The organism is Pseudomonas sp. SED1 (genome assembly GCF_034044025.1).
In the GTDB taxonomy this organism is placed as follows: domain Bacteria; phylum Pseudomonadota; class Gammaproteobacteria; order Pseudomonadales; family Pseudomonadaceae; genus Aquipseudomonas.
On the sequence record NZ_JAXCIS010000051.1, the window covers coordinates 43265 to 55330 of the forward strand.

General features: G+C 60.0%; 9 protein-coding genes. 2 read left to right on the top strand and 7 right to left on the bottom strand.

What is annotated here, in order from left to right; genetic code table 11:
- Positions 1-90 precede the first annotated feature (90 nt).
- Positions 91-1551: a membrane-bound lytic murein transglycosylase MltF gene (gene mltF, locus SNL23_RS07145; RefSeq protein ID WP_076017526.1), complete on the top strand. Its 1461-nt coding sequence runs from the start codon at positions 91-93 to the stop codon at positions 1549-1551.
- A gap of 137 nt (positions 1552-1688) precedes the next feature.
- Here mltF and SNL23_RS07150 read toward each other — a convergent pair whose 3' ends face one another.
- The 5 genes from SNL23_RS07150 to treP form a co-directional block, all read right to left on the bottom strand.
- A complete protein-coding gene (locus tag SNL23_RS07150; protein WP_076017527.1) occupies positions 1689-1991 on the bottom strand; it encodes a PTS transporter subunit EIIB in 303 nt (100 codons plus the stop codon).
- 1 nt (position 1992) lies between these two features.
- Positions 1993-4524 carry a phosphoenolpyruvate--protein phosphotransferase gene (gene ptsP / locus SNL23_RS07155; protein ID WP_318301914.1) on the bottom strand — a complete coding sequence of 844 codons (2532 nt, stop codon included), beginning with the start codon at positions 4522-4524 and terminating at the stop codon, positions 1993-1995.
- A gap of 161 nt (positions 4525-4685) precedes the next feature.
- The gene (locus SNL23_RS07160) at positions 4686-5906 is read right to left on the bottom strand and encodes a maltoporin (RefSeq protein WP_318301915.1); all 1221 of its coding nucleotides are present in this window, start codon (positions 5904-5906) and stop codon (positions 4686-4688) included.
- A gap of 71 nt (positions 5907-5977) precedes the next feature.
- Positions 5978-7624 (bottom strand): alpha,alpha-phosphotrehalase, encoded by a 1647-nt coding sequence (gene treC, locus SNL23_RS07165; RefSeq protein ID WP_076017530.1) that lies wholly within the window; start codon positions 7622-7624, stop codon positions 5978-5980.
- Between the two features lie 118 nt (positions 7625-7742).
- Positions 7743-9185, bottom strand: a complete 1443-nt coding sequence (gene treP, locus SNL23_RS07170; protein WP_076017531.1) for a PTS system trehalose-specific EIIBC component — start codon at positions 9183-9185, stop codon at positions 7743-7745.
- 236 nt (positions 9186-9421) lie between these two features.
- Here treP and treR point away from each other — a divergent pair, with 236 nt between their 5' ends.
- Positions 9422-10126: a trehalose operon repressor gene (gene treR, locus SNL23_RS07175; protein ID WP_003209636.1), complete on the top strand. Its 705-nt coding sequence runs from the start codon at positions 9422-9424 to the stop codon at positions 10124-10126.
- 43 nt (positions 10127-10169) lie between these two features.
- Here the strand turns inward: treR and SNL23_RS07180 are convergent, their stop codons facing one another.
- A complete protein-coding gene (locus SNL23_RS07180) occupies positions 10170-11405 on the bottom strand; it encodes a type II toxin-antitoxin system HipA family toxin (protein WP_318301916.1) in 1236 nt (411 codons plus the stop codon).
- Positions 11398-11643, bottom strand: coding sequence for a helix-turn-helix domain-containing protein (locus SNL23_RS07185; protein ID WP_167664522.1), 246 nt, complete (start codon positions 11641-11643; stop codon positions 11398-11400). The genes SNL23_RS07180 and SNL23_RS07185 overlap by 8 nt, the downstream gene beginning before the upstream one ends.
- Between the last annotated feature and the right edge of the window lie 423 nt (positions 11644-12066).

Sequence of the window (12066 nt, forward strand, 5' to 3'; positions counted from 1 at the left end):
GCGGCCTGTAGCCCAGCTTTACGGGCGCTAGCAGACAAGTGCCCCGCTGTCGAGATATGGCGCCGCGAGTCCTTTGCGTATACTGCGCAGATGTTCTCCCCTACTGCTTTACGCCCGCGATGCGCCAAATGGCTCTTCGTCACCGGACTCTTCCTGCTGCTCAGCGCGTGTGTGGATAAACCCAACACGCTCGAGCGAATCAAGGAGGATGGCGTATTGCGGGTGGTTACCCGAAACAGCCCGGCCACTTATTTCCAGGACCGTAACGGCGAAACCGGTTTCGAATACGAACTGGTCAAGCGCTTTGCCGACGACCTGGGTGTAAAGCTGGAGATCCAGACCGCCGACAATCTTGACGACCTGTTCTCACAGATCGGCAAACCCAACGGCCCGGTGCTGGCCGCCGCCGGTCTGGTCAGCAGCGAGCAGCGTCGCCAAGAGGTGCGTTTCTCCCATCCGTACCTGGAAGTCACCCCGCAGATCATCTACCGCAACGGCCAGTCCCGCCCGACCACTGCGGCAGACCTGGTGGGCAAGAAGATCATGGTGCTCAAGGGCAGCACCCACGCCGAGCAACTGGCGGCGCTGAAAAAACAGTTTCCCGCAATTGAATACGAAGAATCCGACGCCGTTGAGGTGGTCGACCTGCTGCGCATGGTGGACGAAGGCCAGATCGACCTGACCCTGGTGGACTCCAACGAAGTGGCGATGAACCAGGTGTACTTCCCCAACGTGCGGGTGGCCTTTGACCTTGGTGATGCCAGCAACCAGGCGTGGGCCGTGGCCGCGGGTGATGACAACAGCCTGCTCAACGAGGTCAACAGCTACCTCGACAAGGTTGAAAAGAACGGCACCCTGCAACGCCTGAAAGACCGTTACTACGGGCACGTCGATGTACTCGGCTACGTCGGCGCCTACACCTTCGCCCAGCATCTGCAGCAGCGCCTGCCCAAATACGAGAAACACTTCCGCGCCTACGCCAAGGAAGAAAAGGTCGACTGGCGCCTGCTGGCGGCCATTGGTTATCAGGAATCACTCTGGCAGCCGGCGGTCACCTCCAAGACCGGCGTGCGCGGCCTGATGATGCTGACCCAGAACACGGCGCAAGCCATGGGCGTGTCCAACCGTTTGGACGCCAAGCAGAGCATCATGGGTGGCGCCAAGTACCTGGCCAAGATCAAGGATGAACTGGACGACAAGATTGCCGAGCCGGACCGCACCTGGTTTGCCCTGGCGGCGTACAACGTCGGCACCGGTCACCTGGATGACGCGCGCAAGCTGGCCGAGAAAGAAGGCCTGAGCCCGAACAAGTGGCTGGACGTAAAGAAGATGCTGCCACGCCTGTCGCAGAAACAGTGGTACAGCAAGACCCGTTATGGATACGCCCGTGGCGGTGAGCCCGTGCATTTTGTGGCGAACATCCGGCGCTACTACGACATCCTGACGTGGGTGACGCAGCCGCAGCTGGAAGGCAATCAGGTGGTGGAAGGCAACCTGCATGTGCCGGGTGTGGACAAGACCAAGCCGACCGACGAAACCCCGCCGCTCTAATCCCCCCATTCTCTAGACACCACAAAACCAATGTGGGAGCGGGCTTGCTCGCGAAGGCGGTGGTTCAGCCAGCACATGTATTGACTGACACACCGCCTTCGCGAGCAAGCCCGCTCCCACATTTGATCTCCGTTGATTTATAGAGCGGTGTTCAGGCCGGTGATCAGGTGCACCACCCCGCCCGCCAACACCATCACGCCCGGCACACCCGCTGCCTTCAACGCCTGCGCATCCAACCGCCCCGCATCCTTCAATTGCACCCGCACCCGGGTCAATGCCACCCGCTGCTGCGACGTGAGATTCTCCGCCCCGCCCAGCGCATTCAGCACCGCCGGCGCCAGCGCTGTTTCGCCCGCTGGCGCAACAACCGCCTGTGGCGTTTCAAGAACCAGATCCGGCGTCAGGGCCTTCCAGAACGCCCGCTGAAATTTCTCGAACATGTCAGTTCTCCACAACCAATGAGGTTTCAACGGTAGCCGCGTGGTACAGGCGCAACGCCTCGCGTACCTGCGCCGCTTCTTCCAGGCCGAGCACCTGTCGGGCGATGGATTGGCAGTCGGCCAGGTCCAGCTCGCGCACGGTGGCCTTGATGGTCGGGATCAACGGCACGCTGACCGACAACTCATCCACCCCCAACCCGATCAGCACCGGCACCGCCAGCGCTTCAGACGCCAGCGCGCCACACACCCCCACCCACTTGCCATGGGCATGGGCCGCCTTGACGGTGGTGGCGATCAGGCGCAGCACCGCCGGGTGAAAGCTGTCGGCCTGGCTGGCAAGGCGCGGGTGATCACGGTCCATGGCCAGGGTGTATTGGGTCAGGTCGTTGGTGCCGATGGAGAAGAAATCCACCTCCGGCGCAAACAGGTCGGCCATCAACGCCGCCGACGGTACTTCGATCATGATTCCCAGCTTAGGCAATTCCGTCAGCCCCAAAGCCAGGGCTTCCTCTTCAAGAATCTGCCGCGCCAGGCGCAACTCCGAGAGCAGGCTGACCATCGGCAACATGATATGCAGGCGGGCGAAACCGGCACTGGCGAGGATCGCGCGGAATTGTTCGCGCAGCAGTTCCGGGCGCTCCAGGCACAGGCGAATCCCGCGCAGGCCGAGGAATGGATTGGTCTCGCTGTCCATCGGCACATAGACCAGCGGCTTGTCGCCACCGACGTCCAGGGTGCGCACCACCAGATTGCGCTCAGGGCCCAACGCACGGGCGATGGCGCTGTAGGTGCCCGCCTGTTCTTCGGGGCTCGGTGCGCGGTTGCGGTCCAGGTAGAGGAATTCGGAACGCAGCAAACCGACACCTTCGCCCCCCAGGGACAGCGCCTGCTCCACCTCCTGCAATGACGCGACGTTGGCCGTCACTTCGACGTGATGACCGTCGCGGGTAGTGGCGGGCAATGAAGCCTGCTCCACTTCCCGCTGACGGCGCAGCACTTGCTGTTGGCGCGTGACTTGCAGCTGCTCGATCTCCGCCAGGTCCGGGTTCAGGTGCAACTCGCCTTTGTCGGCATCCAGCAGCACTTGTTTACCGTTGACCAACTCCAGCACCTGCACCGGCACGCCGCAGATGGCCGGCAAGCCAAGAGCGCGGGCAAGGATGGCGACATGGCTGGTAGCGCCACCGCCCACCGTGACGAAGCCCAATACCTTGCGAGTGTCGAGGCTGGCAGTTTGTGACGGAGTCAGTTGCTCGGCAATCAGGATCGCCTGCTCCGGCAAATCCCAGGCGCTGTCCTGAACGCCGAGGATCAGTTTCAGCACCCGCTGGCCAACGTCTGCCAGGTCGGCAGCCCGCTCGGCAAGCAAGGCATTGCCCAGGCCCTGGAAGAGCGTGGCGGTGGCTTCGGTGGCGCTGTTCCAGGCGAAGGCCGCGCTTTTGCCCTGGTCCAGCAGGTCGCGGGTCTGTTCCAGCAGGGCCGGGTCGTCGAGCAATTCCTGGTGCGCGCGGAAGATCTCGGACTGGGCGCTGCCGACGACTTTTTCCTGCAAGGCTTGCAGGGCCAGATTCGCATCACTCAGGGCCTGCGTCAGCACGGCACGCTCCAGCGCTTCACCCGTACCGGCTTCGACGATGGTCAGCGCCGGCTCTTTAACCTGCACGACTTGGCCAAACGCCGAACCCGGCGAGGCGCACACACCGCGCAACAAGGTCGCCGATGAATCAGGCGCCACGGGCGAAGCGGCAGGTTGATGAGCCGTGACGGCTTCCCCGCAACCTTCGGCCAGCAAGGTCACCAGCGCCTGGATCGCCGCTTCGGCGTCCTCGCCTGCCGCGCTGACTTGCACGGTGTCGCCTTGCGCCGTCTGCAACGCCATGATCCGCACCAGCGACTTGGCGTTGGCGCTCTCGGTTTGCTTGTGCAGGTAAATACTCGCCTTGAAACCTTTGGCCGCCTGCGCCAGCACCGCTGCCGGGCGCGCATGCAGGCCGTTGGCGTTGGGCAGCGTCAGCGGTTTGGAGAACAGGGCTTCGCCCTCCTCGTCTTTCGCCTCATCAGCAGCGACTTGCGGGGTTACCCGCAGCAGCGGTTGCCCCACATCGACCAAACCCTGCTCGGGCGTCAGCAGTTTGAAGGGCTCGCCACTGACCACCAGCATCAGGGTCAGCAAACTACGGGCGTTGAGGGCCACGTAGTCGGCATCGAATTCAATCAACGGTTGCCCGGCTTCCACCCGCTGGCCTTCCTCGACCAGTCGGGTGAAACCCTTGCCCGCGAGATTCACGGTGTCCAGGCCGATGTGCATCAGCACCTGAACGCCGTTGTCGTCGGTGACACTCACCGCATGACCACTGTCCTGGATATTGCTGATCACCCCGGCCAGCGGCGCGCAGAGGGTCTGCGAGGTCGGATCGATGCACAGGCCATCGCCGATCAGGCGACTGGAGAACACCGGATCCGGCACCTGGTCCAGGGCGAGCAGCACCCCGGACAAGGGCGCCAGCAATTCCAGGGGTTGAGTTGTGGTCATGACTTCACCTGCTGTTTTGTTCTGTAAAAATCATTGGGCGGATGTTGTTTTCTGTAGGAGCGAGCTTGCTCGCGAAAAACCCGTAGGCACCGCGTTTATCCAGGATGCACGCGTTATCGTTGACGACCTTCGCGAGCAAGCTCGCTCCTACAGAGAATCTGCTACTTCCACCAGTATTCGACTTGCACACCAACGTTGGAACCATGCCGCGCCGTGCCGTAGCTGCCGGTGTCGGACAACGCCGAACCTGCCGCCAGTTCATTGGCCGCACGCTTGGCCGCTTCGTTCCAGGTCGCGTAGGTGTAGTACAACCGCACTTCCGGCCGCGCCCAAAAATCCGGGCCTTTGGGCGACCAGGTCGGGGCGAAGGTAAATTTGCTCAGCTTGCGCGTGCCTCCAGTAGCCTCGACCTGATCATGACCGAGTTCGGTGACCAGCTTGAACTGTTCGGAGATCGCATAGGCAGGGCGCACGCCCAGCGACATCCAGGTCTGGTCCTGGCTGCCCGGGCGAATATCCTTCTGGTAGACGGCCTCGATCTGCCCGCCAAAACGCGGGGTCACTTGCCAGTCGAAGAACTCCACCGCACGGTAGCTCTTGCTGCTTTTATCGAGGAACGTATCGCCGGTGTAGCCGAGGCCGGTGCCGGGACCTTCGCCGTACTGCAAAGCGAACTTGTTGCGCCCGCCAAGGAAGGGTTTCTGCACATGTTGGGCAGTGATGGCCCAGCCGCTGTTGGTGTCGCGGCCACCGGCCTTTTCGATGTAGCTCAAGCCCAGTTCCAGCTCGCCGCCCGGGTTGGTCTTGAAGCCGGCCACGTTGAAGTCGTGACGGGTGGCGTATTCCTTCTGGTACAGGTTGTCCTTGCGGGACAGTGCATAGCTGTACTTCAGGTCGCCGATTTTCACGTCCTCGATACCGCCGCCTGTGGCGCTCTGGTTCCAGTAGTAAAAGTCGGAGATATGGATGTCATTTCGTTTGTAGTAGCGCCGGCCGGCCCACAGCGAACCGCCGTTGAGGCTGGGGATGTTCGACCACTGCGCATACATCTGCGGCATGCGTGCCGAGCCGTTGTCTTCACCCTGGAACTTCAGCGCCCGGTCGTACTTGTTGTACAGCGAGGCCATGGCATCGACGCTGAACACCGAGCCGTCGTCGAGGGTCAGCAGGTTCTGGCGCAACTCGAGTTCGGCGTACTGCTCGCACTCGTTGCCCAGACGGTACTTGGATTGTGCACCCGGCAACTGGAAGCATCGCTGCTTGCCACTGCCGGTTGAAGTCCCCGCACCGCTACGCAAGTAGCCGGCGAATTCCAACGCCTGAGCTGCCATCGGCAAGGTCAGGCAGGATGCAACGAGGCCCAGCTTTATTGTTGTTTTCATGAAGCACTCCGATATTTTTATTATGTTTTTTAAAGCACCCCGGCTCTCCCACGCCGGGGGTAAAGCGGGTCTCAGTCCTTGAGGTGCAGCACAAACGATTCATACGGGCGCAGCGATACCTGGCTCGAACGCTGTGGGCAGTCGTTGTAGTTGCTGATCAGCAGGCGTTGCTCACTCGCCGCCGTCAGCAGGCCATCGGGCAATTCGATCTGGCACGGTGTGCCGTAGAAATTGTTGAGTACCAGCAAGCGTTCGCCGTGGCCCTCACGCAGGTACGCCCAGACTTGGGTGTGCTGCGGCAGCAGTTGGCGATAAACGCCTTCCTGAATCAGCGGCTCGTGCCGACGCAGTTCGATCAGCGCGCGGTAGTGATGCAGCACCGATTGCGGGTCATCCAGCTGGCTTTGTACGTTGATCTGCGCCGCGTTGGCCGGGATGCCAATCCACGGTTCGCCACGGCTGAAGCCGGCGTTTTGCTCGGCATTCCATTGCATCGGTGTGCGGCCGTTGTCGCGGGATTTCTGCATGATCGCCGCCATGCTCGACGCCTCGGATTCACCCGCCTCGCGCTTGAGCCGGTAGATGTTCAGGGTCTCGACATCTCGGTATTGGTCGATGGTGTCGAAGCCCGGATTGGTCATCCCCAGCTCTTCGCCCTGGTACACAAAAGGCGTGCCCTGGAGGAAGTGCAATGCAGTGGCGAGCATCTTCGCCGAGACCACACGGTGTTCGCCGTCATCACCAAAACGCGAGACCACTCGCGGCTGGTCGTGGTTACACCAGAACAGCGCATTCCAGCCGCCACCGGCCTGCATGCCGAGCTGCCAGTCGGACAGAATCTGCTTGAGTTGCAGGAAGTCGAAGTCGGCCGCGACCCACTTTTGCAGGTTCGGATAATCGACTTTCAGGTGGTGAAAGTTGAAGGTCATCGACAGCTCTTTGTACTGCGGATTCGAATAACGAATGCAGTGCTCAAGGCTGGTGGACGACATCTCGCCGACGTTGATCAGGTCATGCCCTTCGAACACTTCGCGGTGCATTTCCTGCAGGTATTCGTGGACGTTCGGGCCGTCGGTGTAGAAGCGTCGACCGTCGCTGTTGTCTTCCGGGAAATCTGCCGGCTTGGAGATCAGGTTGATCACGTCCAGGCGGAAACCGCCCACGCCCTTGTCGCGCCAGAAGCGCATCAACTTGAAGACTTCGGCGCGCACCTTCGGGTTGTCCCAATTCAGGTCGGCCTGGGTGTGGTCGAACAGGTGCAGGAAGTACTGGCCGGTTTGCGCCTCGTATTCCCAGGCCGAGCCGCCGAACTTGGATTCCCAGTTGTTCGGCTGGTCGCGCCAGATGTAGAAGTCGCGGTACGGGTTGTCGAGACTGCTGCGGGCCTGCTGGAACCACTCGTGTTCGATGGAGGTGTGGTTGACCACGATGTCGAGCATCAGCGTGATCCCGCGCTTGGCGGCTTCGCTGATCAGCAGGTCGCAATCGGCCATGGTCCCGTAGCTCGGGTCGATGGCGTAGTAGTCGCTGATGTCGTAGCCGTTGTCGCGCTGGGGCGAGCGCAGGAACGGGGTGATCCACAGGCAGTCGACGCCCAGCCATTTCAGGTAATCGAGCTTGTCCACGATGCCCAGCAGGTCACCGGTGGCGTTACCCGCGTGGCTATGGAAGCTTTTTGGGTAGATCTGGTAGATCACCGAGTGTTGCCAGTTTTGCATGGTGGGTTCCTTCAATAAGTTATGTGCTGGCCTTGAGAGCCTCATCGCGGGCAAGCCCGGCTCCCACAGGGGAACGCATTCAAAATGTGGGAGCGGGCTTGCTCGCGAAAGCGGTAGATCAGGCGACGCGGTAGCCAGGGCGCACGATCTTCATGCTCAGCACACAGGTCAAAACAAACGGCACGACAATCGCGACGGCCATGCCGATGACAAAACTTGGGATGTATTGCGGGATGATCGAGATGAACCCGGGCAAGCCACCCACGCCAATGGCCGAGGCCTGGACCTTGTTCAGCGAGAGGAAAATACTGCCCAGCGCCGAGCCGGTCAGGGCGGCGTAGAACGGAAACTTGAAGCGCAGGTTGACCCCGAACATCGCCGGCTCAGTGATACCGAAGTAAGCGGAAATCGCCGAGGTGGAGGCCATGCTTTTATCCCGCGCATTGCGGCTCATGTAGAACACGCCGAGCGCCGCGCTGCCCTGGGCCAGGTTGGACATGACGATCATCGGCCAGATAAAGGTGCCGCCCTGAGTGGAGATCAGTTGCAGGTCCACGGCGAGGAACATGTGGTGCATGCCGGTGATCACCAGCGGTGCGTACAGCAGGCCGAAAATGGCGCCGCCGACCATGGGCGCCAGGTCAAACAGAGTGACCACGCCTTCGGTGATCAGGATGCCGAGGTGACGGGTCACCGGGCCGATGATCGCCAGCGCCAGCACGCCCGTAACGACGATGGTAGTGATCGGCACCACCAGCAATTGGATGGCATTTGGCACCCGCGCCCGCAGCCATTTTTCAATCACGCTCATCACGTAGGCGGCCAGCAGGATCGGCAGGATCTGGCCTTGGTAACCGACCTTCTCGATTTTGAACCAGCCGAAAATATCGAAGTACGGCAGGCTCGCGCCATCAAGGCCGGCGACCGCCTTGCCGTAGTTCCAGGCATTGAGCAAATCGGGGTGCACCAGCATCAGGCCGAGGACGATGCCGAGGATTTCACTGCCACCAAAACGCTTGGCCGCCGACCAGCCCACCAGCGCCGGCAGGAACACGAACGAGGTGTTGGCCATCAGGTTGATCAGGCTCCACAGGCCATCCAGGTTCGGATAGGCGTCGAGCAGGGTCTTGTCCGCGATGAACATGCCCTTGGCGCCCATCAGGTTGTTCACCCCCATGAGCAAGCCGGCAATGATCAGTGCCGGCAAAATCGGCATGAACACGTCGGAGAACACCCGCACCAGGCGCTGCATCGGGTTTATCTTGTCGGCGCTTTTCTGTTTCACGTCCGCGATGGTCGACGCGGCGAGGCCCGTTTGCTCACGCAGGGCGGCGTAGACCTTTTCCACTTCGCCGGGGCCGATCACGATCTGGAACAGGCCGCCGGTGAAGAACGAACCCTTGACCAGGTCTACCTGGTTCAGAGCGCCGCTGTTCGCCAGGCTCGGGTCCTTGAGGGCCAGGCGCAGGCGGGTCACGCAGTGGGCAGCTTGCTCAAGGTTGTCGCTGCCACCGAGGTTCTTGAGAATCTCGCGGGCAATATTCGGATAGTCGTGGCTCATGCTTGGTATCCACTTTGGTTTTTTTTATTGGGGCGGTCATAGGCAGCACGCCGAAGCCAAAAGTACTCGTCTGTACGAGTTAAAGCAATAACTCGTATGTACGAGTTTGAAAATGATTAATTTTCTGTTTTTTAAGTCAGAAATTTCCGAGTTCTACAATGGGTTGCATGGACAAACCCCATCGCTGCCACTAAGGTTCCTGCCTTGAACGCCAACGCGGCACAGAGCCCTCCCCCATGAGCAAATACAACCAGATCTATACCGATCTGCTTGCCAGCATCACCACCGAACGCCTGCAACGCGGCACGCGCCTGCCCTCCGAAACCGAACTGATGGACGCCTACCAGGCCAGCCGTGGCACGGTGCGCCGGGCGATCGAGCAATTGCAGGAGCGCGGGTTCGCGCAAAAGATCCATGGCAAGGGCACATTCGTACTGTCGCCCAACCCCATCGAATTCCAGCTCGGCGGCATCGTCAGCTTTCGAGAGACCCATGCCGCCCTCGGCGATGACGTCAGCACCGAAGTTGTGGAGTTCAGCCAATTCCCGCTGGAAGGGCCACTGATGCAACACATAGAGGCCGAAGCCGGCAGCCTGATAACCCGGGTCAAACGAGTACGGCGGATCGACGGCAAGCGGGTGATCCTCGACATCAATCACTTCGTCGCCGACCTGATTCCGGGGCTGGACCGGGAGATTGCCGAGCAGTCGATCTATGCGTTTATCGAGCAGACGCTGCAGCTGCAAATCAGCTATGCGCAGCGCACCATCGAAGCGCTGCCGCGGGGGAAGGACGATCAGACACACCTGGACCTCGAAGGTCAGAGCCATGTGATCGTGGTGAGCAACCAGACGTTTTTGCAGGATGGAAGGCAGTTCGAGTACACCGAGTCGCGGCATACGCTGGATAAGTTTTACTTTTCGGATATTGCGCGGCGGTAAACAAAGTAACGAGGTGGCAAGTCTTCAAAGAATCCCGGCAAAATCACTCCGGCACAATGCTCCTGGCCAGCCCGGCAGCCCATGCAGCGGTCATCTTTTCCCCCACCTTGTCGAACGCTGGGTGGGCGCTTCGATACTCGGAAAGCTCCTCCATAGCGCGACTCATTCCCTTATGCACTCTGGCTAGCAATTCGTTGCAGCGAACCTCTGTCAAACCGCATGAGCTACGCCCGAACTGAACCAGCATCTTGCGCTTTGGCCAGGCTTTCGAGCCACCGAGCAACAGCCCCATGATGTCGTTGCCGTTGTACACAGTGGTGGTCACCAGGTCGTAAGCCGGGGCGAGCCACACGTCAGCATCTTCCGCACAGTTTTCATAAAGCAGACCGAAGTTCTTCAGGTGCCCGTCACCATTCTGGATACCAGCAGAGAGCGCCACCATCATGAAGAAATCTTCCAGCGTCCTGGTTATGCGGCTTGGCGTGACAAAAGACCGGATCAGCTTCGCGCATCCCTGATAGCTGCCGTCGTACTTCTTCGCGGTTCCCCAACCCGATAGAACGCACATGTCCTCAAATCCGAGGTAGGCGCTTTCACCGATGTCGAACCGCTTCACCACCAGGAGCGTTCCCTGCTGGCTGAGATGGAATTCAGGTACTTCAAGACCACAATGGAGTGCAGCCCGCATGCAGAAAAACTCATTGGCTGCCAGTTGCGGAAAGTCTGAGTCGTTGAACGCCTTAACCAGATGCGTGGCGCCTCGATGAGTGAAACGCTCAACGTCGGGGGCCATATCGCCTGCGTCGCGCACCAGCACTTTCGGTTGAACGCCCGACACCCCCGAGTAGGCTGCGTAGGTTTTGAGAAGGTCATCAAACAGCTCTTGTGCCCCGTCATAGACCAACAGTTCGGAGAGCTTGACCTCAGGCAACGACTCGCCACCCGCTTCATGGGCAACACTGATACGGCCAAGTTGATGTGGACCGACAATGCCCAGTAAAGCGAAGTCATCAAAGCCGCGCACCGACTTGCTGAAACGTCGCACAAGCTCGTCCTTGAGATGCCCCTCAGGGATGTGCATCTCGAACAACGGGTGGATTCCATACTCCCAGTTGTAGCTTTCCAGGCGCACCGGCATGGTCAAGGAAACGGCGTTCTCATCGGGTACTCCCTCGTTATACGAGAAGACCGAATCCCGCCGATTTTCTTCACGCCGCCCGAGTGTTCCGGCAAGCACGCCACCCGCGCCGATATACAGCCGGTCACTTTGACTAGTCATGGACGTTTCCTGATTTCAGTTCATCGAGAGTCTTGCGCCGACGCATGGGGATGGCGGTCAGCTCGTACCCCAAGCCTTCAAGGATGGCTGCGACCTTGCGAATCCCGACTTCAGGGACGGTGTTGTTCTCAATCCCAGAAATGGTTGCGCGACTCATGCCGTGCCGTTGTGCGAGCTGGCTTTGTGAAAGGCCGGCGGCTTTGCGGAGAGTCTTGATCAGCATTCCTAAATCGCCCACTTATCTGCATCCTATACAATGCATAACCAGATAAAACTGCACATATGAACCGTATACGATGCAAACCCTCCTGAATAGTCCTTTATTTGGGTAAACGACCAAGTGCGGCTCCCGCTTAACCGCCCCTATTATTCTGGCGAAGCAGCTTGTTACCGTTGAGAAACGCAGCGACCTGACAAACAGATAAAAGCTTTCGTAGAATGCGTTCGTGGCTATGGAACACCTTCCTTCTAACCTCTGATGACCTAGGGGTTCCGCTCTCCACACCGCGCCTGCTTCTTGCAGGCGTTTTTACATCAGTTGTAGAACGATGCTGCAACTCGTCCACGACGGCGGCCAAGGGAGAAAATCAAGCATGAATCAGGAGTTGTTCCTGCGTCGCCGTAGCAAAGTTCACGTTCCGATCGGCACTGGCGGTGCCAC

Excerpts from the sequence above, each read along its gene's own strand:
- SNL23_RS07180 (WP_318301916.1), bottom strand. The coding sequence starts at position 11,405 with ATGACTAGTCAAAGTGACCGGCTGTATATCGGCGCGGGTGGCGTGCTT.
- treC (WP_076017530.1), bottom strand. The coding sequence starts at position 7,624 with ATGCAAAACTGGCAACACTCGGTGATCTACCAGATCTACCCAAAAAGC.
- SNL23_RS07160 (WP_318301915.1), bottom strand. The coding sequence starts at position 5,906 with ATGAAAACAACAATAAAGCTGGGCCTCGTTGCATCCTGCCTGACCTTG.
- treP (WP_076017531.1), bottom strand. The coding sequence starts at position 9,185 with ATGAGCCACGACTATCCGAATATTGCCCGCGAGATTCTCAAGAACCTC.
- SNL23_RS07150 (WP_076017527.1), bottom strand. The coding sequence starts at position 1,991 with ATGTTCGAGAAATTTCAGCGGGCGTTCTGGAAGGCCCTGACGCCGGAT.
- mltF (WP_076017526.1), top strand. The coding sequence starts at position 91 with ATGTTCTCCCCTACTGCTTTACGCCCGCGATGCGCCAAATGGCTCTTC.
- treR (WP_003209636.1), top strand. The coding sequence starts at position 9,422 with ATGAGCAAATACAACCAGATCTATACCGATCTGCTTGCCAGCATCACC.
- ptsP (WP_318301914.1), bottom strand. The coding sequence starts at position 4,524 with ATGACCACAACTCAACCCCTGGAATTGCTGGCGCCCTTGTCCGGGGTG.